The sequence below is a fragment of the Intrasporangium sp. genome, from assembly GCF_039812505.1.
Taxonomy (GTDB): domain Bacteria; phylum Actinomycetota; class Actinomycetes; order Actinomycetales; family Dermatophilaceae; genus Intrasporangium_A.
The window spans coordinates 1-25,583 of record NZ_JBDIAQ010000025.1 but is presented as its reverse complement, the minus strand read 5'-3'; the positions used below and the strand labels follow the sequence as shown (position 1 = coordinate 25,583).

Sequence of the window (25,583 nt, the reverse complement as noted above, 5' to 3'; positions counted from 1 at the left end):
TGCCGTGTCGTTCATCCCTGCCGTGTCGCCGATCCCTGCCGTGTCGTCCATCCCTGCCGAGCCGTCCATCCTTACAGCGCCGTCCGGAAGGTGCCGATCAGGTGCACCTGGAGCCAGACCATGATGGTCTCCCAGAGGCCGGTGACGAGCATCACCCCGACCACGAGCAGCAGCACGCCCCCGGTGAGCTGGATGGCCCGCTGGTGGCGGCGCAGCCACGCGTTGGCCCGGCCGGCCCGCTCCCAGGCCGCGGCCATCAGCAGGAAGGGCACCCCGAGTCCGAGACAGTAGGCCACCGCCAGCAGCAGCCCGCGCCCCACGGAAGCGGACTGGGCGCTCAGCGGCGCCGCCATCGCGTAGATGGCCCCGAGCGTGGGTCCGAGACAGGGGCTCCAGCCGATCCCGAACACCGCCCCCAGCAGCGGCGCCCCGGCCAGGCCCGCCCGCGGGCGCCAGGCCAGCTGGACGGCATACCCCCTGCCGAGACCGAGCAGCAGCAGCGCGGTCACGATGACGACCACGCCACCGACCCGCATGAGCAGGGCGCGGTGGGCCTGCAGCGCCAGCCCGAGGACGGAGAACCCGAACGCCATCGCGAGGAAGACGACCGAGAAGCCGAGGACGAACAGCAGTGCGCCGAGCACGAGCCGGCCGCGCGCCCGGCGCTCGAGCGAGACGTCGCCCAGGCCCGTGACGTAGCCGAGGAAGCCGGGCACCAGCGGCAGGACACACGGCGAGGCGAACGAGACGAACCCCGCCGCGAGCGCCACGACGACGGCGATGGCGACCGATCCGGTCAGCAGGTCCGGTGCCACCGCTCAGGCCTCGGCGAGGACGTCGTCGATGAGCCCGCGTAGCGTCGTGGCGGTCAGCGGTCCGGACACGCGGGCGGCGACGCGTCCCTCGCGGTCCAGCACGAGCGTGGTGGGGGTGGCCGCGACCTTGCCCTGCAGGGCGAGCAGCGGCACCCCGCCGTCGTAGGCCAGGGACGGGTAGGTGACGTTGTTGGCCTTCTGGAAGGCCAGGCCCGACTCGGCGCTCTCCTGGGTGTCCACGCCGATGAACTCGACGTCGAGCTGCTCGGCCTGCACCTGCTTCCACGCCTTCTGCAGCTCGGGGGTCTCCTCGATGCACGGCGGGCACCACGAGCCCCAGACGTTGACGACCACCACGGTGCCGTCCTTGCCCTTCATCGACCACGGCTCACCCTCGAGGGTGGTGCCGGTCAGGGCGACGGTGTTGCCCCGCTGCGCCGGCGCGATCTGCTCGATCGTGCCGTCACCGGAGATGTACCCCTTGCGGTCGCCCGACTGCGCCTGGGCCGCGATCGAGTTCGGGTCGGACGAGCAGGCGGCGGCGCCCAGGCCGACGACGGCGCCGGCGAGCAAGGCGGCGCCCCACCGCACCATGCTGCGTCGGCCGACCGGCCCCATCAGGCGCCCACGGTCCGGGACGCCTTGGCGAGCAGCTCGCCGGCCGGCTCGGAGTAGGCGATCGACTCGAGCTCGTCGTCGACGTACTGCAGCGAGGTCAGCGACGCCAGGGAGCACTCTCGCTTGCGCGGGTCGTGCCAGAGGCGGCGCTCCTGCAGCCGGTTGCGCACCGTCCAGATCGGCAGCTGGTGCGACACGAGGATCGCCTCGTGGCCGTACGCCGCCGTGCGCGCGTCGGCGATCGCCGCGAGCATCCGCACCGCGATCGCCTCGTAGGGTTCGCCCCAGCTGGGCTTGGTGACGTTGACCACCTTGGGCCAGTGCCGCGGGTCGAGCAGGCTGACCGTGCTGAAGGCGTGGCCCTGGAAGTGGTTGGCCGACTCGATGAGCCGCGCGTCGGTCTCGACCGGCAGGCGGTGGCGTGCGGCGATCGGCGCGGCGGTCTGCTGGGCCCGCTCCAGCGGGGAGGCCACGACCAGCGTGATGTCGCTCAGGGCCAGGTGGGCCGCCACGGTCCGGGCCATCTGCTGGCCGAGCTCGGACAGGTGGTAGCCAGGCAGCCGGCCGTAGAGCACCCCGGTCGGGTTGTGGACCTCGCCGTGGCGCATCAGGTGGATCACGGTGCGCGTGGGACCGGGTCGCGCGGGCGACGGGGGCGGGGTGGGGCTGCCGGTCATGGGGCCCAGTGTCTCAAACCCCGCCGCGCCGGCCCAACCGGCGGGTCACCCCCCCGAGATCCCCCGCCGATCGAGGGTGCACCACTCCTGATCGAGGGTGCGGCTCTCCTGATCGAGCGTGCACCTCTCCTGATCGAGGGTGCACCACTCCTGATTGAGCGTGCACCTCTCCTGATCGAGGGTGCACCACTCCCGATCGAGGGTGCGGCTCTCCTGATCGAGGGTGCGGCTCTCCTGATCGAGCGTGCACCACTCCCGATCGAGGGTGCGGCTCTCCTGATCGAGGGTGCGGCTCTCCTGATCGAGCGTGCACCTCTCCTGATCGAGGGTGCAGGCTCCGCTCAGTGAACGACCGCCAGGAGCGCACCGACGCCGACGAACAGCCCCCCGAAGATCCGGTTGAGCCTCGTCTGCCCTGCCCCGCTGCGGGTCATCCGGCGCAGCCCCTTGGCGGCGGTGGCGAAGAAGAACCACATCACGGTCACGTCGACCACGACGACGGTCGCGGCCAGGACGAGGTACTGCGGCACGAGCGGCTGGCTCGGCCGGATGAACTGCGGCGTGAAGGCGAGGAAGAAGACGACCGCCTTGGGGTTGGTCAGGTTGACCAGCACGCCACGCCGGGCCATCGACCACGACGACTCGGTGGGCACGATCGTCCGGTCGACGTCGGGGTGGGGGCGGGCGCGCCACTGCCGGATCCCGAGGTAGACGAGGTAGGCCGCCCCGGCGTAGCGCACGATGTTGAACAGCAGCGGTGAGCTCGCCACGAGCACCCCGACCCCGGCGGCCACGATCGCGATGTGCACCACGAGCGCGACCTGCTGACCGGCGATCCCCCAGCCCGACCGGGCCCAGCCCGCCGTCACCGAGTTGGCCATCGTGTTTATCGCGCCAGCTCCCGGGGTGAAGGAGATCAAGAAGCAGGCCGCGACGAGGCCGAGCCAGAGGGACAGGGACACCTTGCGAGTCTAGGCCCGGGTGCCGGCCGCGCCAGGCCGGTGCTCGCCCACCGGGACGAGGCGGCCGTATGCCGCCAAGCCGGCCGGCAGCGCCCGCCGGCTCACGCTGTGGGTCCTGTCCGGCAGCCGAGCGCGCACCTCGTCCCCCCGACGAGCCGGCTCAGCCGGCGTCACCGGCCGCGGCACGAGCCGCGGCCGGCAGCGCCTCGAGCACCGCCGAGACCGCCCGGTCGTCGTGCGCCGCCGAGACGAACCAGCACTCGAAGGCGCTCGGCGGCAGGTGCACCCCCTGCTCGAGCATCGCGTGGAAGAACCGGCCGAACGCAGCCGTGTCCTGGTCGCGGGCCTGGTCGTAGTCGTGCACCGCGCCGTCCCGGAAGAAGACCGAGAACATCGAGCCGGCCCACTGGATCGTGTGCGGCACGCCGGCTACGCCGAGCGCCTCGTCCACTCCGGCGGCGATGGCCCGTGCGGCGACCTCCAGCCGGTCGTAGACCTCCGGAGTGCACCGGCGCAGCGTGGCCAGACCGGCGGCCGATGCGACCGGGTTGCCCGACAGGGTCCCGGCCTGGTAGACGGGGCCCTCCGGCGCGAGCAACGTCATGACGTCGGCGCGACCACCGAACGCCGCCGCCGGGAAACCGCCACCCATGACCTTCCCGAACGTGAACAGGTCGGGCGGCCCGGCGGCATACGGACCCTCGAGCCCGTAGAACCCGGCGGGCGAGCACCGGAACCCCGTCATGACCTCGTCCGAGATGAGCAGGGCCCCGTGCTCACGGGTCACCCGCCGCAGCCCCTCGGTGAAGCCGGGCAACGGCGGCACGACCCCCATGTTCCCCGGCGCGGCCTCGGTGATGACCGCCGCGATCTCGGCCCCACGCGCGGCGAAGACCGCCTCGAGCGCGGCAAGGTCGTTGTACGGCACCACGATCGTCTCGGCCGCGCTCGACCGGGGCACTCCGGCCGAGTCGGGCAGGGCGAAGGTCGCCACCCCGGAGCCGGCCGAGGCCAGCAGCGCGTCGACGTGCCCGTGGTAGCAGCCGGCGAACTTGACGACGACGTCGCGGCCGGTGAACCCGCGGGCCAGCCGGATCGCCGACATGGTCGCCTCCGTGCCGCTGTTGACCAGCCGCACGCGCTCGACCGGCTCGACGCGGGAGACGATCTCGGCGGCGAGCTCGAGCTCGCCGGTCGACGGCATCCCGAACGAGAAGCCCAGTCCCGCGGCCGCGCGGACCGCGGCCACGACGTCGGGGTGCGCGTGTCCGAGGATCATCGGGCCCCAGGAGCCGACCAGGTCGACGTAGCGGTTCCCGTCGACGTCGGTCAGCCACGCGCCACGCGCGGACGCCATGAACGGCGGCATCCCGCCGACGCTGCCGAAGGCCCGCACCGGTGAGTTCACGCCACCCGGGATGATCTCGCGAGCCCGCTCGAACAGCTCGGCGGAGTGTGCGGTCGTCAGGGCGGTGGAGGCATGCGGCGTCATGGGCGCCATTGTCGCAAGGGTGCTCCGGGCGAAGGACCTCGGTGCCCGCTCGACCGGCCCGCGGCGCCCGCTCGGCCGGGATGGTGGCGGGTCAGCGCCCGGACCGGCCCTCCGGGTCGAGGTGGTCGCGCACGATCGCCATCGCGTCGCCGATCGCCGCGAACTGCGCCGGGGTCAGCAGGTCGACGAGGTGGTCGCGCACGCTCTGCACGTGCACCCTCGAGAGCCGTTCGATGGTCTCGACACCGGTGGGGGTCAGCGACAGCTCGACACCGCGCTTGTCGTCCAGGCACGACTCGCGCATGACCATGCCGCGGTCCTCGAGCCGCTTGGCGGTGTGCGTCAGGCGGCTGCGCGACTGCACGACCATCGCCGCCAGCTCGGACATCCGCAGGCGCCGCTCGGGTGCCTCCGAGAGCATCGAGAGGATCTCGTACTCGCTCAGCTGGACGCCGTTGCCGCGCAGCGCGCCGTCCAGCGCTCCCTCGAGCAGGCGGGTGCCGCGCAGGATGGCGCGCCACGAGGCCTGCTGCCTCGCGTCCAGCCAGCGCACCTCGTCCAGCTGCTCGTCGCGCTGCTCGTCCCGCTGCTCGACCGCCATACCCACCTTCCCACTCATGTGTTGAAGCCTAAACTACTTTCCGGCCCGGCCCGTTCCGCCCGACCGGGCGGTCACCGGCAGGTCCCTTCCGACGGACGGTCCCGGCTCAGCCGAGCCACTCGGCGGCGTCGAGGGCGTAGTAGGTGAGGATGACCTGCGCCCCGGCGCGCCGGATCGACAGGAGCGACTCTCGCGCGGCGCGTTCCCGGTCGATCCAGCCCTGCGCCGCGGCGGCCTCGATCATGGCGTACTCGCCCGAGACCTGGTAGGCCGCGACCGGCACGGTCGTGCGCTCGGCCGCCGCCGCGACGACGTCGAGGTAGGACATGGCGGGTTTGACCATGACGAGGTCGGCGCCCTGCGCCACGTCGAGGTCGATCTCGCGCAGCGCCTCCCGGATGTTGGCCGGGTCCTGCTGGTACGTGCGGCGATCACCGCGCAGGCTCGACTGGACCGCCTCGCGGAACGGCCCGTAGAACGCCGACGCGTACTTGGCGGCGTATGCGAGGACGACGACCTCCTCGAACCCGGCGGCATCGAGTGCCGCCCGGATGACGCCCACCTGGCCGTCCATCATCCCGGACGGCCCCACGACGTGGGCACCGGCCCGGGCCTGCGCGACGGCCAGCTGCGCGTAGACGGCGAGGGTGGCGTCGTTGTCGACCCGCCCCTGCGCATCGAGCACGCCGCAGTGCCCGTGGTCGGTGAACTCGTCGAGGCAGGTGTCGGCCATCACGAGCAGGTCGTCGCCGACCTTGTCGCGCACCTCGCGCAGCGCGACGTTGAGTATGCCGCCGGGCTCGGTCGCCCCGGACCCGCGGGCATCCTTCGTCTCGGGCACGCCGAAGACCATGATCCCGGCCAGGCCCGCCTCGACCGCGCGGTGGGCCTGATCGACGATGGAGGTCAGCGTGTGCTGCACGACGCCGGGCATGCTCGTGATCGGCCGCGGCTCGTGCGCCCCCTCGGCGACGAAGACCGGCAGTACCAGCTGGCTCGGGTGCAGCCGGGTCTCGGCGACCATCGCACGGATGACCGGCGACTGTCGCAGCCGCCTGGGGCGCTCGATCATCGAGCCCGCCGACGGGTCGTCGGGCGCTTGTCCCGGGGACGCTGGACCGGGTGTCCGGCCTCGGCGGCGGCCAGGGCCAGCCCGATCCCGTGGCCGGCGAGCGCGTCGACGAGGCTCGCGGCGGACGCCTCGGGAGCCAGGACGTCCACGCGCAGCCCCTGCTCCCGGGCGGTCTTGGCCGTGGCCGGGCCGATGCAGGCCACCACCGTGGCCGGGTGCGGCTTGCCCGCGATGCCGACCAGGTTGCGCACCGTCGAGCTCGAGGTGAACACGACCGCGTCGTACTCGCCGCCCTTGATCGCGTCGCGGATCTCCGGTGCCGGCGGGGCCGCCCGCACGGTGCGGTAGGCCGTCACGTCGTCGACCTCCCAGCCCATCGCCCGCAGCCCGGCGACCAGGGTCTCGGTCGCGATGTCGGCGCGCGGCAGCAGGACGCGGTTGATCGGGTCGAGCAGGTCGTCGTAGGCGGGCCAGTCGGCGAGCAGCCCGGCCGCCGACTGCTCGCCGGACGGCACGAGGTCGGGCTTGATGCCCCAGTCCTGCAGCGCAGCAGCAGTCACTCCGCCGACCGCGGCGACCTTCAGGCCGGCGAAGGCGCGGGCGTCCAGGCCGAGCTCCTCGAAGCGCTCCCGGACCGCCCGCACGGCGTTGACCGAGGTGAACCCGACCCACTCGTACCGCCCGGTGACCAGGCCGCGTACGGCACGCTCCATCTGCTGCGGGGTGCGCGGCGGCTCGACGGAGATGGTCGGGACGACGTCGGCGGTCGCCCCGTACGAGGCGAGCCGCTCGATCATCGGCCCCGCCTGGGCCTGGGTGCGCGGCACGAGGACCCGCCAGCCGAACAGCGGCTTGGTCTCGAACCAGGACAGCTCGTCGCGCAGCTCGACGTTCGCGGACACGACGGCGACACTCGGGTGGATCGCCGTCGAGCCCCGGAAGGCGCGGTCGATGTCACCCAGCACGCCCGTCCTGCTCTGCTGGGCGACGGTGGTGCCGGTCTCGGTCAGCACGACCGGGGTCGCGGTGTCCCGGCCGGCCTTGAGCAGCGCGTGCAGCGCGTCGCGGATCGCGTCGGGCGAGCCGAGCAGGACGAGGGTGGTCGGGTCGTCGGCGTAGCGGGCGACGGGGTTGCCCGGTCCGTCGACCTGGACCACGTGGAAGGCCCGGTCCAGCCGGGCCGTCAACGGCACACCGGCGTACGTCGGCACGGCCGACACGGCCGAGACACCGGGCACGACGTCGAAGCTGATCCCGGCCCGGCGACAGGCGCGCACCTCGTCGACCAGGCCGGTGAAGGTGCCCGGGTCGCCGTCCATGAGCCGTACGACCAGCCCGTCGTCCCCGACGGACCGGGCCGCCTTGACGACGAGCCGCGCTCGCATTGCCGTGGTCAGCTCCTGGCCACGCTCGCCGTGGCTCGCGTCGATGACCGTGACGTCCGGCCGGGCGTGGGCCAGCAGGACGTCGTCGCGGGCGATCCGGTCGACGATGACGACGTCGGCGGCGGCGAGCAGCTCGCGGCCGCGGAGGGTCAGCAGCCCGGGGTCGCCCGGACCGGCCCCTACGAAGGCGACGCGGGCCGGGGATGCGGGAGGCGTTGGGGTCTGCGTCGTCGCAGACGGCGTGCGCGAACGGGTCACGAAACTGGCTCCGAGGTGTCTTGCGGTGTTGGTGTGGGCGGGTGCGCGAGGTCGGCGGCGCCGTCCTCGAGCAGGATGCGCGCGAGTCGCGCGCCAAGCAACTGGGGCTCGTCGTACGGACCGACGAGCGAGCGGCGCAGCTCCAGGCTGCCGTCGGGTCGGCCGGCGAAGGCGCGCAGGGACAGCTCGAGACCGTCCTCGCCCTCGACGACCTCGGCCAGGGCACCGACGGGAGCGGTGCAGCCGGCCTCGAGCGTGGCCAGCAGGGAACGCTCGGCGGCGACCCGGGTGCGGGTGTCGACGTCGTCGAGGGCGTGGACCGCCGCTCGCACGTCCTGGCGGTCCGCGCGGCACTCGACGGCCAGTGCGCCCTGGCCCGGCGCGGGCAGCACCTGGATGGGGTCGAGGACCTCGGTGACCAGCTCGAGCAGCCCGAGACGGGCGAGCCCGGCCCGGGCCAGCACGACCGCATCGACCTGTCCCGACTCGACGAGCCCGAGACGCGTGCCCACGTTGCCCCGGACCGGCCGCACCTGCAGCCCCAGCCCGAGGGCCGCGAGCTGGGCGGCACGACGCGGCGAGCCGGTGCCGACGACGGCCCGGGCGGGCAGCTCGCCCAGGGTCAGCCCGTCGCGAGCGACCAGGGCGTCGCGCGGGTCCTCGCGCTCGGGGACGGCGGCGACCACGAGCCCGGGCTCCGGCGCCGTCGGCAGGTCCTTGAACGAGTGGACGGCGAGGTCGACGCGACCGTCGAGCAGCGCCTTGCGGATCTCGGCGGCGAACACGCCGGTTCCGCCGATGGCCGTCAGCAGGGCACCGCTCACGTCGCCGTGTGTCGTCACCGGGGTCAGCTCGACGTCGTGGCCGGTCGCGCGGAGGCGATCGGCCACCCAGGTCGCCTGGGTCGTGGCGAGGGTGGAGCGTCGGGTGCCGAGGCGCAGGGCGGTCATGACCGCGTCCTCCTCGGCGGGGCGCCGACGTTGGCCACGTCCATCGGCTCCAGGTCGAACAGCTCGCGAAGTGCGGCGGCGTAGTCGGCGCCACTGCCGTCCATGGCGTACTCCTTGACCCGTCTGGTCGGGGTGTGCAACAGCTTCTCGACGACCCGGTGGACGGTCAGCTCGAACTCGGCCCGCACGGCCTCGTCGAGACCGGGGATCCGGTGGTCGAGCCGGTCGAGCTCGGCCGCGACGACCTCGGCGGCCCGCATCCGCAGCGCGGCGACCGTGGGCGCGACGGACTCGGCGGCCCGCCGCGTCAGGTACGCGGCCACCTCGCCGGTGACGATGTCACGCACCCGGGCCACCTCGTGCGCCTCGGCCCGGCCGGCGAGCCGGGCGCCGAGCTCCTGAAGACCGATGACCGTCGTGCCCGGGATCGGGGCCGGCCACGTCGTCTGCGGCTCGATGTCGTGCGGCAGGGCGAGGTCGACGAGCAGCTGGGGCCGGCCACCGCGACGGGCGGCGCCGGCCCGCAGGTCGGTGGCGGTCAGGATGTGGCCGGCGGCTCCGGTGCAGGTGAGCAGCAGGTCGCTCTCGGCGAGGACGTCGGCCAGCTCCTCCCACGGCCGGGCCGTCCCACCGGCTGTCGCGGCCAGCCGCTCGGCCCGCTCCGGCGTGCGGCCAACGACCACCAGGGAGGCGACATCCGCTCGGGCCAGGGTCGCCGCGGCCAGACCACTCATCGCGCCGGCGCCGACCACGGCAGCACGGCAGGAGCGCAGCGGACCCAGCCGGACGGCGGCCTCCTCGAGCCCGGCCTGGACGAGCGAGACGCTGTGCCCGTCGATGCCGGTCTCGGAATGGGCGCGTTTGCCCACGCGCAAGGCCTGCTGGAACAACGCGTTCAGCGACGGGCCGACGCGGCCGGACGCCTGGCCCCGGGCAAGTGCGGCGCGCATCTGCCCGAGCACCTGGGACTCGCCGACGGCCATCGAGTCGAGGCCGCAGGCGACGGTGAACGCGTGGGCGACGGCACCGTCGTCGTAGCGTACGTAGAGGTGTTCGGCCAGCCCGTCGGCCCGGGCGGCGAGGACGGCCCGGGGCTCGCCCGGGGCGTGCTCGTGCAGGTCCGGCCCCGCCCGCCGGTCGGTGGGCGCGAGGTTGCCCGCAGCGGCGAACGCGTCGCCGACGGCGGCCACGGCCGGGTGGAAGGCGGGGACCTCCGCGTAGACCTCCAGACGGTTGCAGGTGGTGAGCACCACGACCTCGTCGACGGTGGACGATCGGACCAGTGCCTCGGCGAGGGTCTCGTCGCGGCGATGGTCCGCGGCGAGGGACTCGAGCACGGACAGCGGCGCCGTGTGGTGGGACAGGCCGATGACGAGGAGGCTCATCGCGGCACCACTGTCCCGCTGGTCAGGCCGAGCTTGCGCTGCGCGTGGAAGGCGAGGATCTGCAGCTCGGTCGACAGGTCGACGCGGCGCACGTCGATGCCCGGCGGAACCGACAGCACGCTGGGCGCGAAGTTCAGGATGGCCCGCACGCCGGAGGCCACCAGGGCGTCGCAGACGGACTGCGCCGCAGGAGCGGGGGTCGCGATGACCCCGATCGTGATGCCCAGCTCACGGGCGCAGGCCGCGATGTCGGCGGAGGGCCGGATCGACACGTCACCGATTCGTTCGCCGACGTGCGACGGGTCGTCGTCGAAGAGCGCCACGATCCGGAAGCCCTTGGTGACGAAACCGGAGTAGGACGCGAGGGCGTGACCGAGGTTGCCCATCCCGACGATGGCCACCGGCCAGTTCTGCGTCAGGCCCAGCGCGCGGGTGATCTCCAGCGCCAGGGTCTCGACCTCGTAGCCGACGCCGCGCACGCCGTACGAGCCGAGGTGGCTCAGGTCCTTGCGCAGCTGCGCCGACCGAACCCCCACGGATGCGGCGAGCTCCTCGGAGGAGACGAACGCGACGCTCTTCTCGGCAAGGGTGGTCAGGGTCCGCAGGTACTCGGGGAGCCGCGCGACGGTCGCGTCGGGGATCTCTCGACGCAGGGTGGGATCGGCGGTCACGCGGGCTCACCGGCTCCTTTCACATAGGCGCTCGGTGAGCGCGGAGCACTGGGGACCTGTTCAGGCTAGACGTTTGTGAAGACCGGCACAAAGCGAGCGGGCCGCCGTACCACGGCGTGGACCCGCGTCGACCCGAGGGTCACCCGAGGGCCTGTCGCAGCCGCGCCTCGTCGACCCGCCAGAAGTCGTGCTGGCGACCGTCGACGAAGGTCACCGGGATCTGCTCGGCGTACTGCGCCGTCCAGCGGGGGTCCTCGTCGATGGACCGTTCCTCCCAGCCGACCCCGAGATCGGCGGCGACCCGTTCGATGACGGCTCGGGCCTCGTCGCACAGGTGGCAGCCGTCGCGACCGAGCAGCAGGATGCGGGTCTTCATACCGGCGACTCTACGCAGCGGCCCCTCGGGTCCCCGGTAGCGCCCCCGGACGCCCGAACGGCCCCGTCGAGTGCTGCAGGCCCGGCTGGAACGCTGCGGGCCCGGCTGGGCCGGGTTCGGCTGGGCGCGCCCGGCCAGGCTCAGACGAACACCGACGTGCGCTGCATGAGCAGGCTGTAGAGCGTCTGCTGGATCGTCTCGCGGACCTGGTCGGTCAGGTCGAAGACGACCATCGGGTCGTCGGCGGCCTCCGGGCCGAGCGATCCCGTGTCGATCGGGGCGCCGAACTCGATGAGCCACTTGCTCGGCAGCGGGACGAGCCCGAGCAGGCCGAGCCACGGGAAGGTGGGGGTGATCGGCACGTAGGGCACCCCGAGCAGCCGGGCGACCGCGGGCATGTTGCCGATGATCGGGTAGGTCTCCTCGGCCCCGACGATCGAGCACGGCACGATCGGGACGCGCGAGCGCAGGGCGGCGGCCACGAAGCCGCCGCGGCCGAAGCGCTGCAGCTTGTACCGCTCGCTGAACGGCTTGCCGACGCCCTTGAAGCCCTCCGGCCACACCCCGACGAGCTCGCCCTTGCCGAGGAGCCGCTCGGCGTCGGAGTTGGCCGCGAGCGTCGAGCCGGACCGCCGCGCCATCATGCCGAGGAAGGGGGTCGAGAAGACGAGGTCGGCCCCGAGCATCCGCAGGTGCCGGTGCTGGGGGTGCTCGTCGTGGACCGCGACCTGGGTGAGCAGCGAGTCGAGGGCGATCGTGCCCGAGTGGTTCGCGACGACGAGCGCTCCGCCGGTGGCGGGGATGTTCTCGACGCCCTGGACCTCGACCCGGAACCAGCGCTGGTAGAGCGGCCGGAGCAACGGCAGGTGGATGTGAAGGGTGTAGTCCTCGTCGAACCCGAACTCGTCGACGTCCACCTCGCCGGTGAGGCGGCGGCGGACATAGGCGAGCGTGCCGGCGATCTCCCGCTCGATCTGGTCGGCCGGAAGACCCGCGCCCGTCAACGCGGCGCGCAGGACGTTGACCCCGAGCTCGACGATCTCGGCCGGCCTGGGTCGGATGCTGGTGGAGGTGTCGGTGGCCTCGAGGAGCTTGGTGACGAGCTTCTCCGCGGTCCCGGTGACCTGTGCGGCGGCGGTGGCCAGCGCCGCGCTCGGCAACGACCCGGACCGCGCAGCGGCCGCCTGCTCCGGCTCCGGTCGGGCCGACTCCAGCGGCGGCACCGACCGCAGCTTGGCCCGGTCACCGGACCCGGCCGCCTGGCTGCGCATCCGGGCCCGGCTGGGCCGGGCCGGGGTGGGCGCGCCCGCCTCGGTGCGTTCGGGCCGGCCCGCCGCTCCGGGCGTCGGCCGTTGGACGCCCGGTCGTCCCTCCGCCTGGCGTGCCGACGCACCTGCCCGCGGCGATGTGCTGCGGACCGGTGCGGACCGGGTCGACGCCCCCCGCGACGGTGGGGTGCGATGCGACGGTGTGCTGCGCGAGGACCGGGTGGGCCGTGCGGTGGCCGGCGGTCGCGACTCCTTCGCCGGCGTGGTGGTCGGCTCCGGTGCCGGCTCGGACGGGGCGGGGGCGGACTGGGCTGAGCGGGGCGGACGGTCGGCGGCGGTGCGGCGTGCGGGACTGACCTCGACCGGATCGGTCGAGGTGATCAGGGGGGTACCGACCCGGCGGCGGCGCTCTCCGCTCGCCCGCGCCGCACCGGCCGCGAAGGGGCCCTCCCCCTCGGGTCGGGTGCGCCGACCGGTCGTCTTGTCCGGCTCGTTCATGAGTCGATCCTCTCGAAGACCCGCGAGATGGCGGCCACCGTGCCGGCCGCGGCGCTGCTGACGGTCCCGGCCACCGGCTCGGCCAGCGGCACGGAGCGCTTCAGCCGGCGCGCGAAGTCGTCGAAGGCGGCGCGAGTGGTGTAGCCCGGGTCGAGCCCCAGGACCGAGCGCATCCGCGTGGTGTCGAGCCCGCGGCCGAAGGCCAGGAACGACAGCTGGTCGGCCGAGAAGTCGGCCATCCCGGTCTGCCGGATGACGGTGCCCAGCATGCCCCCGGACCGCAGCGGAACCGGCACGATGGGGCGCCGGACGAGTGCGGCGCACTGCAGCAACGTGACGTAGCCGTCACCGGCCACGTTGACGATGCCGATGGGCGGCCCGGTCGTGGCGCGCACCATGGCCTCGGTCTCGTCCGACTCGTGGACGAGCTGGAAGCGGGCGTCATACCCCATCGGGACCGGCCACGCCGGTAGGGAGAAGTAGTCGGTCAGGGCGGTGCGGATGCCGTACCCGACCACGTTGGCGAACCGCAGCAGGTTGATCTCGACGTCCGGGCGACGCCGGGAGAAGCCTCGGACGTAGCCCTCGACCTCGACCGAGTCCTTGCTCCATCCCGTGCGCGGCATGACCTTCGGGTTCATGTCCTCGGTGAACACGCCGGGGTCGCGCGGGGAGGACCCGTAGACCCCGGCGGTCGACTTGACGACGAGGCGCTGCACCGAGTCGGCCTTCTGGCACGCGGCGAGCAGCTGCATCGTGCCGATGACGTTGATCTCCTTCTGCGTGGCCCTGCCCCCGGTGTCCTTCGGCGTGGCGATGACGTTCATGTGCACCACGGTGTCCACGCCCGCCTGCGAGATGATCCGCCCGATCATCGGGTTGCGGATGTCGGCCCGGACGAACTCGGCGCGGCCGATCGGGTGCGGGGGCGGCACGACGTCGACGGCCAGGATCCGCTCGACCGACGGGTCGGCCGACAGCCGACGGGCGTAGAGGCCACCGAGGTAGCGCGACACTCCTGTCATCAGCACGACCTTGGCCATCTGCCACCTTCCTGCCAACCACACGTCACGGGTGCGCGCCCGCCCCCTGAGCCTACCCAGCCGAACTGGGTGGTCCGACCACGCCGGGTCTCGCGTTCCCGGACAGGCAGACGCCGGACAGGCAGGCTCCCGGACATGCAACGACCCCAGGACATGCAACGACCCCCGCTGTCGGCGGGGGTCGTCCCGACGCAGGCCCGGCCTGCTCGCTCACGCTTCGCTGGTCACTTCTTGCTGCGTCTCACTTCTTGTTGCGCCGCTGGTGACGCGTCTTGCGCAGCAGCTTGCGGTGCTTCTTCTTCGCCATCCGCTTGCGGCGCTTCTTGATGACAGAGCCCATCGTTGTCCTCGATCCGTTGACGGTGTGTGCCGACCTGCGTCGACCACCCGTCCTTCACGGAAAGTCGAACTCCAAGAAGAGTCGAACTCCAAGAGAAGTCGAACTCCAAGAGCCAAGCCGAGGCCCCAGCCTAACCCACATCGCCCGGCTCCGGGCCGCACGCGCCCGACCACTGGGGCCCGGGCAGCCGAGCCGATATGGTGAGCCGAAGTCGTCCGGGTGGCGCGGTGAGCGTCGTGAGGGTGAGCATCGTGAGGGTGAGCATCGTGAGGGTGAGCATCGTGACCCGGCCTGCTCCGCCCCGTGGTCGCGCGAGGTCGGCACCCGGACCGGATCGAGCCGATCGGGATTGGTGCCTGACATGAACGAGACCCCACAGCCGGCCCTCGGCCCGGCCGACTACAGCAAGCGCCCGCGCTTCGCCGGGCCACCGACCTTCGGGCTGCTGCCGCGCCTGGAGGAGGTCGAGGCGGCCCGGCCGGGCGCCCCGATCGACGTGAAGGTGGTCGGCATCCCGTTCGACTCCGGAGTCAGCTACCGTCCGGGGGCGCGGTTCGGGCCGGCGCACATCAGAGCGTCGTCGCGGCTGCTGCGCCCCTACAACCAGGCCACCGCGATGCAGCCCCTGACCGACCAGCAGGTTGCCGACTGCGGCGACCTGGGGGTGACGCCGTTCAACATCGTCGACGCCCTGGCGGCCATCGAGGCCGGTGCCGACGCGCTGCGGGCCGACGGCGCCAGGCTGCTCACGCTCGGCGGGGACCACACCGTCGCTCTGCCGAACCTGCGGTCGGTCTCGCGTACCCACGGCAAGATCGCGGTGCTGCACTTCGACGCCCACCTGGACACGTGGGACACCTACATGGACGCGCCGTACACGCACGGCACGCCCTTCCGACGGGCCAGCGAGGAGGGCCTGCTGGACCTGGAGCGGTGTCTGCACATCGGGATCCGCGGACCGCTCTACGGGCAGCAGGACCTGACCGACGACGAGGTGCTGGGCTTCCAGATCATCCGTACCGACGACTACCAGTTCACCTCGGTGCCGGAGATCGTCCGGCGGATGCGCAAACGCCTCGGCGCGGCCCCGGTCTACCTGTCCGTGGACATCGACGTGCTGGACCCGTCGGCCGCGCCCGGCACCGGCACCCCGGAGGCCGGCGGACTGACCAGCCGGGAGCTGCTGAACACCATCCGGGGCCTGCAGGGGCTGAACCTGGTCGGCGCCGAGATCGTCGAGGTGGCCCCCGCCTACGACCACGCCGAGGTGACCGGCATCGCGGCGGCACACGTGGCCTACGAGGTGCTCTCCCTCTGGACGGCCCAGCGCCAGGGCATCGACCGTCCCACCGGCCCGGCCGGCCAGTACCTGCAGCCCGGTGGGGGCGACTGACCGTCGGCGGTCCTCGGGCCGGGCCGGTCAGCCGTGGGCGCCGGCACCGAGCCAGCGCCGGGTGCCGTCCCGGTCACGCACGTACTCCGGCCACGGCAGGTCGACGGGTGGCTCGAAGTCCGCGGGCAGCAGGGGCGCGAGCCCGGACTCCTTCGACCGTTCGACGAACTCGGCCCTGGCCCGCTCGCGCAGCCCGGCGTCGAGCAGGAGGTCCACGAACGTGCCGGCGACCGTCTTGCCGGCCACCTCGATGGTGGGGTCGATCGCGGAAGGGATGCCGCCCAGCGCGTTCATGGCCCACGCCGGGTAGGGGCCACCCCCGGGCGGCGGCCGCAACGCAGGGCGCGCCACGTAGAAGCGGACGGTCGGCGCGTAGTGGGTCATCTCGACGTAGTCGTCGCTGGTCCAGTTGCGCTGCCAGCCCGGCAGCTGCGCCCTGATGGCCAGCTCCGCATCCCTCGGCGTGATCAGTGACTCGCACTCGGGCAGGAAAGGTGCCTCCATCGGATCGAGCCCCAGCGCCTGCTGGATCCGTCTGGCCGCGTCGACCGCGTCGGGCCCCAGCACGGGCGCACCGACACCGGCCAGGTTGCGGTAGAGCGCGTCGCTCAGTGCGTGGTTGGTCAGGCCGGGTCGGGACCGTGCCACCCAGACGCTCTCGAGGCGGCAGTGCGCCACCGCCGCCGCATGCTGGGCGTTGCGGTCCAGCACCTCGAGGACGCGCTCGGCCGCCTCGACGTCGGGCGTGCGCCACGCGTACTGGATCCGGGCGATGCGCGGCGGGAGGTTGTCGGCGGTCGCCTGCCCCGACGAAAGGATCGCATCGGACAGGCTCCAGCCACCCACGCTGGGCAGCATGGCGTCGTGCATGGCCCGCGAGGCGGCATACATCTGCATCAGCGCGATGTTGGCCCCGGGAGCTCGCGCCGCCGAATGTGACGCCGGGATGGGCGAGTTCGGGTTGACGCCGGACTGCCACGTCTGCGGCTCGTCGCACACGAACGTGTAGACCCGCGAGAAGTAGGCGCCGCACTGGGTGTCCCATCGGGCGGTGTTGCACAACGGCAGCATGTAGAAGGGGTGGAAGCTGACGATCGCGTCGACGTCGTCGTAGTAGCCGCGCAGCCCGTGCACGACCTTCGACCCGTGCATCTTCTCCGCGGGCTCGCCGGTATAGCGCAGCGTCCCGGCGACACCGTGCTCGGTCATGGCTCGTTTGGTGGCGAGCAGTCCGGTCAGGGTGGCGATACCGAGGGCCGAGTGCGGGTCGGTGTGTCCCGGCGCGTCGGGCCCGAGTCCCGCGCGGGGCGCCTCGTGCGGGGCGGGGGCCTGGCAGTTGCCGGGGACGGCGTCGTACTCCGCGTAGGTCAGCAGCGTCGGTCCCGAGCTGCCGTTGCTCCACGTGGCGCAGAACGCCGTGGGCATGCCTGCCGACCCCGCCTCGACGTCGAACCCCTCGGCGCGCAGCCGCGCCACGTACCACGCCGCCGACTCGTGCTCCCGCCAGGCCGGCTCGGCCAGGTGCCAGATGTGCTGGTGCCAGTCCGACCAGGCGCCTCGGTTCGCGTCGATCCACTCGTACGCCGTCGCCTTCGGCGAGCCGGCCGGTGGCTTGCTCACGAGCCCGGCCCGGCGGTCTCGAAGAGCGCCAGCGGCACGTGCACGAGCTGTACGCCGCCGGCCGCGATGGCGTGGCGCAGCACGGGGGCGAGGTCTTCCGCCGACGCGACCGAGGTCCCGCGGCCGCCGAAGGCATCGGCCAGTGCGGCCCAGTCGGGCTGCGTGAGCCGGACCCCGATGGGGTCGATGCCCCGGGCGCCTTCGTTCTCCTCGATCTCCCGGTACCCACCGTTGTCCACGCACACGACGACGAGGTCGAGCTGCTGCTCGACGGCCGTCACCAGCTCCTGGACGGAGAACATCAGCGAGCCGTCCCCCTGGACGCAGACCACGCTGCGGTCGGGGGCTCCCAGCTTCGCCCCGATCGAGGCCGGCAAGCCGTACCCCAGGGTGGCGAACGTCGCCATGTACAGGTACGACCCGGGCCGCTCCAGGGGAACGAAGTTGGCGGTCCCGTAGTAGCAGATCTGCGAGGAGTCGGCTCCCAGGATCACGTCGGCGGGCACAGCCGACGCGATGGCCTCCGAGCAGGCGACGACGGCCGGGTTCCAGGCCCGGCCCTCGCTGTCGACCCGGGCGCGGTAGTCGGCCGCGCGCCGACCACCGGCACCCTTGCCCGCGTCGGCCGCGAGCCGCTCGGGCAGTGCCGCCAGCAGCTGCGGGACGACCGCCCGGGAGTCGCCGACGATACCCACGTGGGCCTCGATGTTCCTGTCGAGCTGGGAGGAGAGCACGTCGACCCGCACGACCCGGCCCGAGGGCTGCAACGGACCCCACCACAGCTCCGCCTCGCCGACCTTCGAGCCCACGACCACGAGCACGTCTGCCTCGTTGACCAGCTCGTGCACCGCCTTGAGCCGCAGGGCGGCACCGACCGCGAGGGCATGCGACTCCGGCACGACGCCACGGCCGTTGAGCGTGGTGACCACGGGCGCATCGAGACGTTCGGCGAGCTCGCGCACCGCCTCGGCAGCACCGAGGGACCCTCCGCCGGCCAGGATGACGGGCCGGGTCGCCGCGGCCAGCACCTCGGCGGCCTGCTGGACCAGTCCGGCGTCGCCCGGCGTGGGGAGTGGGGCCGGACGGGCCCGGAGCAGCTCGGGTGGACAGTCGCTGGGCCCTTCCAGCACGTCGAGGGGCACCTCGATGACCACGGGCCGCGGGCGGCCGGTACGGAACAGCTCCAAGGCGTCGTGCACCGCCTGGACCGCCTCCCGACCGGAGGCCACCCGCCGGGCCCACTGCGCCACCGCCTCGGCCGCCGCGCGGGTGTCCTTCGTCTCGTGCAGGGCGCCGATGTCGGCGAACTCCTGACCGAGTGGCGGCCCGGGGGTGAGGACCACCAGCGGGCGGGACTCCGCATACGCACAGGCCGTGGCGGACAGCGCGTTGAGCAGGCCCGGGCCGGATGTCGTGACGACCACCCCGGGCAGGCCGGTCTGCCTCGTCCAGCCGTCGGCCGCATATCCCGCACCCTGCTCGTGTCGCGTGGTGACCGGGTGGATGCCGAGGTCCGGCAGGTGTCGGTAGAACTCCAGGTTGTGGGTGCCCGGGATGCCGAACACGGTGTCGACCCCGTAGTCCCGCAGGACCGCCAGCACGTCGTGCCCGACGTTGTGGATGTTGGCCGGCGGCGCGACCGGGCTGCTCACGAGGGCACCTCGTCCTTCTCGTCGTAGCACTGCTGCCCACCGACCCAGGTGGCGTGCACCGGTATCGAGCCGATGGCTTCGGGGTCGACGGTGAGCGGGTCCCCGCCGAGCACCGCGAAGTCGGCGCGCTTGCCGATCTCGAGCGAGCCGAGGTCCTCCTCCCGGCCGAGGGCGTACGCGCCGCCCAGCGTGTGCGCCCGCAGCGCCTGCTCCGCGGAGATCCGCAACGAGTCGGGCCCGAGCCGGCTGCCGCGGGCCGTGACGCGCGTGACCGCCACCTGGATCGCCTGCAGCGGCAGTGGGTCCGCGACCGGGGCGTCCGAGCTGAGCACGACGGGGACCCCGGCCGCGACGAACTCACCGAGCGGGTTGAACCGCTCCCCGCGCACGCCGATCGCGTCGACGACCCCCTCGCCCCAGTTGTAGTAGTGCTGGGTCTGGTTCACCGGCACGATCCCGGCCGCCGCCATGCGTTGGATCTGTGGTCCCGTCGGCAGGCCGCAGTGCTCGATCCGGTGCCGGGCGTCGGGGCGGGGATGACGGTGCTGCGCGCCTTCGATCGCCCGGATGACCATCTCGATCGCGTCCGGCGACTGGGCATGGGTGGCCGTCTGCAGCCCGGCCCGGTGCGCCCGATCCACCAGCTCGGTGTACTCGGCAGGCTCGTGGTAGAGCATCCCGGTGCGGCCCGGATCTCCGGCGTAGCCCTCCGGGAAGTAGGCGGTCCAGCCCCCCAGCGTGCCGTCGGCGTACAGCTTGAACCCCGCGAAGCTGAGGTAGGCGTTCCCGAAGCCGCCACGCAGCCCGATCTCGAGCCCCTCCTCGAGCAGGTGCGACAGCAGGTACATCGAGTAGCGCAGCCGCAGGTCGCCCGTGTCGGCCAGGTGCAGGTACATGTCGAACTCCCGGCGACTGACCTGCGCGTCGCCGACCGCCGTGACACCACCGGACAGGAACGAGTGCTGGGCGATCCGAAGCTGCCGCAGGTGGTCCTCGACGCTGTCACCCAGGTGCAGGTTCGGGCCGTGGTTGCCCACCTTGACCCCGTCCGGCCCGGTCAGGATGTTGCAGGCGGCGTCGGACAGCTCACCGGTGAGCTCCCCGGCGGCGTCCCGGAAGAACACTCCCCCCGGCGGGTCCTGCGTGTCCCTGGTGACGCCGTACTTGTCCAGCGTGTAGGAGTTGACGACCCCGCCGTGGCCGGAGGCGTTCATGAGGTATACCTCGCGATCGGTGGCGACCTCGTCCAGCTCCTGTCGGGTCGGGTGCCGGCGCTCCACCAGGTTGCGGTGCTCGTAGCCGAAGCCGCGGATCGGCGCCGTCCCCGGGGTCTGGCTCGCGCGCTGGCGCAGCAGGGCGACGATCTGCGGGATCGACCCGGCCTGCGCGGGCCCGCAGTCCACCCAGGTGCGCATCTGGCCGTGCATCAACGGATGGGTGTGAGCGTCGGTGAAACCGGGCACGACCGTCACGTCGCCCAGGTCGACCCCGCGGGGGCTGGCGAGCCCGATCTCACCGCCGACCCGTCGGCACTCCTCGGCCGTCCCGAGCGCGGCGACCCGGTCGCCGGCGACGAGCATGGCCGTCACCTCCGGCTTGGCGGGGTCGAGCGTCCGGATCGTTCGCGCCGTGACCAGCGTGGGCCACCACTGCGCAGGAGCATGGTCGAAGGTATGTAGTTTGCGCATCGGCTGCGTCAGCACCTCTCACTGTCCCCGGGACGATGCCCGGCTGTTCGGTCACGCCGTCCGGACCGCCAGGCCCCCCTCGACGTCCTCGTCGAACACGGTGTCCGAGTACTGAGGGGCCCGCACGAGGCAGATCAGGCTGATGATCGTCATGCCGAAGACGAGGAGTATGACGCTCCAGATGGAGCCGGTCGACGCGATGAGGGCGGTCGCGACCACCGGCGACAGGCCGGCCCAGAACGCGTTCCCGAAGGAGTAGGAGATCGACAGGCTCGTCTGCCGGGCCTGGGGGCGGAACATCTGGGACATGATCGACGCCAAGGGTGCCCAGGTGCCGTTCATCACCACCCGGCCCGCGGTGAACAGCACGGCCATGATCGCGAAGTTGTCGGGGCCCATGGTCAGGAAGATGGGCACGATGAGGATCGCGGTGAGCACGAGGCTGACGAACATGGTGCGCTTGCGTCCGACGCGGTCGGCCAGCGTGCCGATGAACAACGTGGACACCAGCTCGAAGAACGCCGCGATGGTCAGGACCTCGAGGAACAGGTGCGCGCTGATGCCGATCCCGAAGTCCTTCTCCGTGCCGTACGCCGTCGCGAACGTCGTCACGATGTAGTACCCGCCGGTGGAGATGGGGATCAGGCCGACACCCAGGAGCATCTCCCGCCAGTTCTCGACGATGGCTCGCTTCAGGGGGAGCTCGGCCTTGATCTCCTCCGCGGACTCGGCCTCGAACACGGGCGACTCCTCGACCCGGTACCGGATCCAGAAGCCGACGGCGATCAGGACGGCCGAGAGCAGGAACGGGATGCGCCATCCGCCGGACTCGAGGTACCCGGAGCCGTTGACGGTCAGCAGGGCGAAGATCCCGGTCGCGAGCAGGGCGCCGGCCGGGTTCCCCAGCTGGGGGAAGGCGCCGTAGAACCCCTTGAACCGGTCCGGGGCGTTCTCGACCGCCATCGCCACTGCGCCACCCCATTCACCGCCGATCGCGATGCCCTGCACGATCCGCAGGATCAGGAGCAGGACCGGCGCCAGTATCCCGACGCTGTCGTAGGTCGGCAGGATGCCGACGAGGCTCGTTCCGACACCCATGATCACCAGGGTCAGCACGAGCGAGAGACGCCGGCCGTAGCGGTCCCCGATGTGGCCGAAGATGATGCTGCCCACCGGCCGGAAGAAGAAGCCCACCGCGTAGACGCCGAACGAGGCCAGGACCCCTGCCGTGGGGTTGGCCTCCGGGAAGAAGATCGGCCCGAACACCAGGGCCGCCGCGGTGGCGAAGACGTAGAAGTCGTAGAACTCGATCGTGGTCCCGACGAACGAGGCCATGCCGGCGCGCAGGGCGCGTCGGTGGCTGAACGTCTGCGTGCCGTGCGAACCGATGCTCATGACATGACACCTCGGGAGTCGGTGGCCACTTCCCCGGCGCGACAGCGGCATGCGCGCAGCTGCCCGCCCCCTGTGCTGGTGCCCGGAGCCTATAGCCGGGGCCCGGCGCCGACAAGGACCGCCTCAGCCGTGCCGGTGCGCGGCCCGCGCGTCGGCCCCGGGACGCAGATCCTCGACGGGCGTGTTCGGCCGGCCGTGCTCCAGCAGGGCGACGACGTTCGCCGCGGGCTCGGCGGCATACCGCGCCAGGGACTCCTGGGACAGGTAGGCGATGTGTGGCGTGAGCACGACGCGCCGGTGGGCTGCCAACGGGTTGTCCGCGGCCGGCGGCTCGTCGACGAGCACGTCGAGCCCGGCACCGCTGATCCGGCCGCTGTCGAGCGCGGCGAGCAGGGCGGCCTCGTCCACCAGCTCCCCACGGGAGACGTTGACCAGGACCGCTCCGCGAGGCAGGGACTCGAGCCGGGGGCCGCTGGCCAGCAGGCGGGTCTCGTCGGTGAGCGGCACGTGCAGGCTCACGACGTCGCACTGGGAGAAGAGAGTCTGCACGTCGACGGCCGCGACGCCGGCCGGCCACCGGTCTGCGGGCAGATAGGGGTCACAGCCGAGGGTGCGACCGAAGATGGGGGCGGCAAGCCGCGCGTAACGCCCCCCGATCCGGCCCAGGCCGACCACGCCGCAGGTCAGCGTCGACGGACGCCGTAGCCGGATCGAGTCGTCCTCGACCCACAGACCCTCACGGACCCGTCGCTGCCAGTCACCCACCCGGCGCAGCACCGACAGGGTGAGCGTCAGGGCGTGTACCGCCACCTCCTCGCAGGCGCTGTCCGGCAGGTGGGCGACCCAGATGCCGCGTTCGCGGGCCGCCTCGAGGTCGACCATGTCGTACCCGTCGGAGTGCGTGGCGATGATCCGCAGCTGCGGAAGCTCGTCCATCACCGCTGCACCGACCGGGTCGTAGCCGACCAACAGCGCGACCGCGTCACGCGGGGCATCCGGGCCCAGCGACGGTTCGTCCAGGTGGTGGACCGTCACGCCGGCCCGCCGCAGCAGGTCCTCTCCCGGCCCCACGTCGAGCCCTTCGACCGGGAAGTAGATGGCCGTTGCCCCACCAGACATGATCGCGCTCCTCTGCGGTGGTCCTGCTACGCCGGGTGCCCGATGCTAACAGCACGTGGTCTGCCGCAGAGGGGCGTCGGAGACCGCAGGACTGGTCCCGGCCCGTCTGGGTGGGGCCCACCGCAGGTGGCTACAATCACCGCCTACCCTGTGACGTACCTCTGGAGGCGAGTCTCCCGATGACAGCACACCCATCGACGGACGGTGCGTATCCCAGTCCTCCGGCTGTCGTCCAGAACGCGGGCCGGGCAAAGTCCTCCGCGAACCCGAACAGCCACCGGCAGCTGCCCAAGCCCGCCGAGCTGCGCCCGTTGCTGCAGTTCCGTCGTCCGACCGTGAGCCCGACGCGCCGACGGTTGCAACGCGCGACGCAGATCACCGAGCTGCGGCAGTCCGCACGCCGGGTCACCCCGCGCGCCATCTTCGACTACGTCGACGGCAGCGCCGACGAGGAGGTCACGATCGGCCGGCTCCGGGAGGAGTACCGCGCCATCCGGTTCCGTCCCCGGGCGCTTCGGGACGTGTCCCACGTCGACCCGAGCACCGACATCCTGGGCTACCGCAGCAGCCTGCCGCTGGTGTTCGCACCCACCGGCTACACCCGGATGATGCACCACGAGGGCGAGGTCGCGGTCGGCCGCGCGGCAGCGCGGCTGGGCATCCCGTACGGCCTGTCCACCGTCGCCACCACGTCACCCGAGGACCTTCGAGCCGCCTGCCCGGACACCGAGCTCTGGTTCCAGCTCTACCTGTGGACGGACCGCGCCGAGTCGCGGCGGCTGGTCCAGCGCGCCCGCGACGCCGGCTTCTCCACCCTCGTGCTGACCGTCGACACCGCTATCGCAGGCAACCGGCTCCGGGACGAGCGCAACGGGCTGACCATCCCTCCGGCCCTGACGTTGCGCACCTTCGCCGACATGACGCTGCACCCGTCCTGGTGGTTCAACAAGCTGACCACACCGGCCATGCGGTTCGCCTGCGCACCCGAGAGCTGGGGCAGCGAACAGCTCGACATGTCGGGCGACATGTTCGATGCCGCAGTCACTGCCGACGACATCGGCTGGCTGCGTGACCTCTGGCCGGGACACCTGCTGGTCAAGGGAATCCAGACCGTCGAGGACGCCGAGGAGGTGGTCCGTCTCGGGGCCGACGGCGTGGTGCTGTCCAACCACGGCGGGCGGCAGCTCGACCGGGCCCAGTCCGCGTTGTCGATCCTGCCCGACGTCGTCGCCTCGTGCGGCGACCGAGCAGACATCTTCATCGACAGCGGGATCCTGCGCGGCGGCGACATCGTCGCGGCGGTCGCGCTCGGCGCCCGGGCGGCTCTCGTCGGCCGGGCCTACCTCTACGGGCTGATGGCCGGCGGCGAGTCGGGGGTCCAGCGCGCCGGTGAGATCCTGGCCCGGGAGGTCCGTACCACGATGGCACTGCTGGGGGCCACCAGCGTCGCGGGCCTGCAGGCGGACATGGTGCGGCTACCCGGGCACGACCCCCGCTAGCGGGTGCGTCGACAGGTCCTCAGCGTGACGGGGCACCGAGCGGGCGCCCCGTCACGCCGCGAAACCCCTCACGCCGTGTCGATGTAGGACGACTGCAGGTACTTGTGCACGGCGTCCTCCGGCACGCGGAACGACCTGCCGACCCGTACTGCGGGCAGCTCGCCACCGTGGACCAGCCGGTACACCGTCATCTTCGACACGCGCATGATCGAGGCGACCTCGGCCACGGTCAGGAACCGCACCTCGGCGAGCTGACGCTCGTTCGACATGTTGAACCCCGATCTTCTCGGTGCGCCCGCGCGCCGCCGGCTTCCCCTCCGGCGGAGGATCACGCGGGTACAGGACTACACCTTAGATGCTCATGTGACACGAGGGGAAGTGCTCCGCACGAAGGGTGGCGGATCCGACCCGACCGTCGCTCGCCGGCAGCGGCTCTGCCGGGTTGCCCGCGCCCGGCGGGCGGGGCGGCGTCGCGAAGCAGTGTCAGGATGGGGATATGCCGACATTCGAGGCTTTCAGCCACGTGACCCTGACCGTGACCGACCTGGAGGCGAGTGTCGCGTGGTACGCGAGGTCGCTGGGGATGAGACGGGGACCCGACATGAGCGGGCCCGGATGGCGCCGCACGATCATGCTGGGCGGACCCGGCATCGTCCTGGGCCTGCAGGCGCACGACCGCACGCCGGAGGGCGACCGCTTCGACGAGACCCGGGTCGGGCTCGACCACGTCTCGATCGCCTGCCCGGACCGGGCAGGGGTGCAGGCCTGGCTGACCAGGCTCGACGACGCCGGCGTGGCGCACAGCA

Annotated in this window: 24 protein-coding genes; 3 read left to right on the top strand and 21 right to left on the bottom strand. The window is 72.5% G+C overall.

The features are described 5' to 3' along the window. Positions 1-71: 71 nt before the first annotated feature. From WMI84_RS05650 to WMI84_RS05580, 15 genes are all read right to left on the bottom strand, one after another. Positions 72-815, bottom strand: coding sequence for a cytochrome c biogenesis CcdA family protein (locus WMI84_RS05650; protein WP_347351180.1), 744 nt, complete (start codon positions 813-815; stop codon positions 72-74). A gap of 3 nt (positions 816-818) precedes the next feature. Further along, positions 819-1,433: a TlpA disulfide reductase family protein gene (locus tag WMI84_RS05645; RefSeq protein WP_347351178.1), complete on the bottom strand. Its 615-nt coding sequence runs from the start codon at positions 1,431-1,433 to the stop codon at positions 819-821. Continuing rightward, complete coding sequence (locus WMI84_RS05640; RefSeq protein ID WP_347351176.1) at positions 1,433-2,110, bottom strand: histidine phosphatase family protein; 678 nt, start codon at positions 2,108-2,110, stop codon at positions 1,433-1,435. The genes WMI84_RS05645 and WMI84_RS05640 overlap by 1 nt, the downstream gene beginning before the upstream one ends. A gap of 341 nt (positions 2,111-2,451) precedes the next feature. Further along, on the bottom strand, positions 2,452-3,072 hold the full coding sequence (locus WMI84_RS05635; RefSeq protein WP_347351174.1) for a LysE family transporter: 621 nt from the start codon (positions 3,070-3,072) through the stop codon (positions 2,452-2,454). 160 nt (positions 3,073-3,232) lie between these two features. Continuing rightward, positions 3,233-4,564 carry a glutamate-1-semialdehyde 2,1-aminomutase gene (gene hemL / locus WMI84_RS05630; RefSeq protein ID WP_347351173.1) on the bottom strand — a complete coding sequence of 444 codons (1,332 nt, stop codon included), beginning with the start codon at positions 4,562-4,564 and terminating at the stop codon, positions 3,233-3,235. A 91-nt stretch (positions 4,565-4,655) separates the two neighbouring features. Beyond that, positions 4,656-5,183, bottom strand: a complete 528-nt coding sequence (locus tag WMI84_RS05625) for a MarR family transcriptional regulator (protein WP_347351172.1) — start codon at positions 5,181-5,183, stop codon at positions 4,656-4,658. Positions 5,184-5,271: 88 nt separating this feature from the next. Next, positions 5,272-6,237, bottom strand: a complete 966-nt coding sequence (gene hemB, locus WMI84_RS05620; RefSeq protein WP_347351170.1) for a porphobilinogen synthase — start codon at positions 6,235-6,237, stop codon at positions 5,272-5,274. Next, the gene (locus tag WMI84_RS05615; protein ID WP_347351168.1) at positions 6,234-7,880 is read right to left on the bottom strand and encodes a bifunctional uroporphyrinogen-III C-methyltransferase/uroporphyrinogen-III synthase; all 1,647 of its coding nucleotides are present in this window, start codon (positions 7,878-7,880) and stop codon (positions 6,234-6,236) included. The genes hemB and WMI84_RS05615 overlap by 4 nt, the downstream gene beginning before the upstream one ends. Then, positions 7,877-8,830 (bottom strand): hydroxymethylbilane synthase, encoded by a 954-nt coding sequence (gene hemC, locus WMI84_RS05610; RefSeq protein WP_347351166.1) that lies wholly within the window; start codon positions 8,828-8,830, stop codon positions 7,877-7,879. The genes WMI84_RS05615 and hemC overlap by 4 nt, the downstream gene beginning before the upstream one ends. Then, positions 8,827-10,215 (bottom strand): glutamyl-tRNA reductase, encoded by a 1,389-nt coding sequence (hemA, locus tag WMI84_RS05605; protein ID WP_347351165.1) that lies wholly within the window; start codon positions 10,213-10,215, stop codon positions 8,827-8,829. Before hemA ends, hemC begins: the two co-directional genes overlap by 4 nt. Beyond that, positions 10,212-10,886 (bottom strand): redox-sensing transcriptional repressor Rex, encoded by a 675-nt coding sequence (locus WMI84_RS05600; protein WP_347351163.1) that lies wholly within the window; start codon positions 10,884-10,886, stop codon positions 10,212-10,214. Before WMI84_RS05600 ends, hemA begins: the two co-directional genes overlap by 4 nt. A gap of 139 nt (positions 10,887-11,025) precedes the next feature. Beyond that, on the bottom strand, positions 11,026-11,262 hold the full coding sequence (locus WMI84_RS05595) for a glutaredoxin family protein (RefSeq protein WP_347351161.1): 237 nt from the start codon (positions 11,260-11,262) through the stop codon (positions 11,026-11,028). A gap of 140 nt (positions 11,263-11,402) precedes the next feature. Then, positions 11,403-12,533: a lysophospholipid acyltransferase family protein gene (locus WMI84_RS05590; RefSeq protein ID WP_347351160.1), complete on the bottom strand. Its 1,131-nt coding sequence runs from the start codon at positions 12,531-12,533 to the stop codon at positions 11,403-11,405. Positions 12,534-13,024: 491 nt separating this feature from the next. After that, the gene (locus tag WMI84_RS05585) at positions 13,025-14,071 is read right to left on the bottom strand and encodes an NAD-dependent epimerase/dehydratase family protein (RefSeq protein ID WP_347351159.1); all 1,047 of its coding nucleotides are present in this window, start codon (positions 14,069-14,071) and stop codon (positions 13,025-13,027) included. Positions 14,072-14,312: 241 nt separating this feature from the next. Further along, the gene (locus WMI84_RS05580) at positions 14,313-14,411 is read right to left on the bottom strand and encodes an AURKAIP1/COX24 domain-containing protein (RefSeq protein WP_003792170.1); all 99 of its coding nucleotides are present in this window, start codon (positions 14,409-14,411) and stop codon (positions 14,313-14,315) included. A 361-nt stretch (positions 14,412-14,772) separates the two neighbouring features. On the opposite strand from WMI84_RS05580, the gene speB reads away from it, so the two are divergent. After that, positions 14,773-15,804, top strand: coding sequence for an agmatinase (gene speB, locus WMI84_RS05575; RefSeq protein ID WP_347351157.1), 1,032 nt, complete (start codon positions 14,773-14,775; stop codon positions 15,802-15,804). A 27-nt stretch (positions 15,805-15,831) separates the two neighbouring features. Here the strand turns inward: speB and WMI84_RS05570 are convergent, their stop codons facing one another. From WMI84_RS05570 to WMI84_RS05550, 5 genes are all read right to left on the bottom strand, one after another. After that, a complete protein-coding gene (locus WMI84_RS05570; protein ID WP_347351155.1) occupies positions 15,832-17,424 on the bottom strand; it encodes an amidohydrolase in 1,593 nt (530 codons plus the stop codon). Continuing rightward, on the bottom strand, positions 17,421-19,076 hold the full coding sequence (locus WMI84_RS05565; protein WP_347351153.1) for a thiamine pyrophosphate-dependent enzyme: 1,656 nt from the start codon (positions 19,074-19,076) through the stop codon (positions 17,421-17,423). The genes WMI84_RS05570 and WMI84_RS05565 overlap by 4 nt, the downstream gene beginning before the upstream one ends. Then, positions 19,073-20,764 carry an amidohydrolase gene (locus WMI84_RS05560; protein WP_347351151.1) on the bottom strand — a complete coding sequence of 564 codons (1,692 nt, stop codon included), beginning with the start codon at positions 20,762-20,764 and terminating at the stop codon, positions 19,073-19,075. Before WMI84_RS05560 ends, WMI84_RS05565 begins: the two co-directional genes overlap by 4 nt. A gap of 51 nt (positions 20,765-20,815) precedes the next feature. After that, positions 20,816-22,159, bottom strand: coding sequence for an MFS transporter (locus WMI84_RS05555; RefSeq protein WP_347351149.1), 1,344 nt, complete (start codon positions 22,157-22,159; stop codon positions 20,816-20,818). Between the two features lie 123 nt (positions 22,160-22,282). Continuing rightward, the gene (locus tag WMI84_RS05550) at positions 22,283-23,278 is read right to left on the bottom strand and encodes a C-terminal binding protein (RefSeq protein WP_347351147.1); all 996 of its coding nucleotides are present in this window, start codon (positions 23,276-23,278) and stop codon (positions 22,283-22,285) included. A 179-nt stretch (positions 23,279-23,457) separates the two neighbouring features. On the opposite strand from WMI84_RS05550, the gene WMI84_RS05545 reads away from it, so the two are divergent. Further along, entirely contained in the window at positions 23,458-24,777 is a 1,320-nt protein-coding gene (locus WMI84_RS05545; RefSeq protein ID WP_347351145.1) for an alpha-hydroxy acid oxidase, read from the top strand. Positions 24,778-24,845: 68 nt separating this feature from the next. Here WMI84_RS05545 and WMI84_RS05540 read toward each other — a convergent pair whose 3' ends face one another. Continuing rightward, on the bottom strand, positions 24,846-25,046 hold the full coding sequence (locus WMI84_RS05540) for a helix-turn-helix domain-containing protein (protein ID WP_347351144.1): 201 nt from the start codon (positions 25,044-25,046) through the stop codon (positions 24,846-24,848). Positions 25,047-25,273: 227 nt separating this feature from the next. On the opposite strand from WMI84_RS05540, the gene WMI84_RS05535 reads away from it, so the two are divergent. Continuing rightward, a partial coding sequence (locus tag WMI84_RS05535) for a VOC family protein (protein ID WP_347351142.1) occupies positions 25,274-25,583 on the top strand: 310 nt, incomplete at its 3' end.

Excerpts from the sequence above, each read along its gene's own strand:
- WMI84_RS05580 (WP_003792170.1), bottom strand. The coding sequence starts at position 14,411 with ATGGGCTCTGTCATCAAGAAGCGCCGCAAGCGGATGGCGAAGAAGAAG.
- WMI84_RS05645 (WP_347351178.1), bottom strand. The coding sequence starts at position 1,433 with ATGGGGCCGGTCGGCCGACGCAGCATGGTGCGGTGGGGCGCCGCCTTG.
- hemC (WP_347351166.1), bottom strand. The coding sequence starts at position 8,830 with ATGACCGCCCTGCGCCTCGGCACCCGACGCTCCACCCTCGCCACGACC.
- hemL (WP_347351173.1), bottom strand. The coding sequence starts at position 4,564 with ATGACGCCGCATGCCTCCACCGCCCTGACGACCGCACACTCCGCCGAG.
- WMI84_RS05595 (WP_347351161.1), bottom strand. The coding sequence starts at position 11,262 with ATGAAGACCCGCATCCTGCTGCTCGGTCGCGACGGCTGCCACCTGTGC.
- WMI84_RS05640 (WP_347351176.1), bottom strand. The coding sequence starts at position 2,110 with ATGACCGGCAGCCCCACCCCGCCCCCGTCGCCCGCGCGACCCGGTCCC.
- WMI84_RS05540 (WP_347351144.1), bottom strand. The coding sequence starts at position 25,046 with ATGTCGAACGAGCGTCAGCTCGCCGAGGTGCGGTTCCTGACCGTGGCC.
- hemB (WP_347351170.1), bottom strand. The coding sequence starts at position 6,237 with ATGATCGAGCGCCCCAGGCGGCTGCGACAGTCGCCGGTCATCCGTGCG.
- speB (WP_347351157.1), top strand. The coding sequence starts at position 14,773 with ATGAACGAGACCCCACAGCCGGCCCTCGGCCCGGCCGACTACAGCAAG.
- WMI84_RS05585 (WP_347351159.1), bottom strand. The coding sequence starts at position 14,071 with ATGGCCAAGGTCGTGCTGATGACAGGAGTGTCGCGCTACCTCGGTGGC.
- WMI84_RS05625 (WP_347351172.1), bottom strand. The coding sequence starts at position 5,183 with ATGAGTGGGAAGGTGGGTATGGCGGTCGAGCAGCGGGACGAGCAGCGC.
- hemA (WP_347351165.1), bottom strand. The coding sequence starts at position 10,215 with ATGAGCCTCCTCGTCATCGGCCTGTCCCACCACACGGCGCCGCTGTCC.
- WMI84_RS05560 (WP_347351151.1), bottom strand. The coding sequence starts at position 20,764 with ATGCGCAAACTACATACCTTCGACCATGCTCCTGCGCAGTGGTGGCCC.
- WMI84_RS05590 (WP_347351160.1), bottom strand. The coding sequence starts at position 12,533 with ATGCGCAGCCAGGCGGCCGGGTCCGGTGACCGGGCCAAGCTGCGGTCG.
- WMI84_RS05550 (WP_347351147.1), bottom strand. The coding sequence starts at position 23,278 with ATGTCTGGTGGGGCAACGGCCATCTACTTCCCGGTCGAAGGGCTCGAC.
- WMI84_RS05545 (WP_347351145.1), top strand. The coding sequence starts at position 23,458 with ATGACAGCACACCCATCGACGGACGGTGCGTATCCCAGTCCTCCGGCT.
- WMI84_RS05555 (WP_347351149.1), bottom strand. The coding sequence starts at position 22,159 with ATGAGCATCGGTTCGCACGGCACGCAGACGTTCAGCCACCGACGCGCC.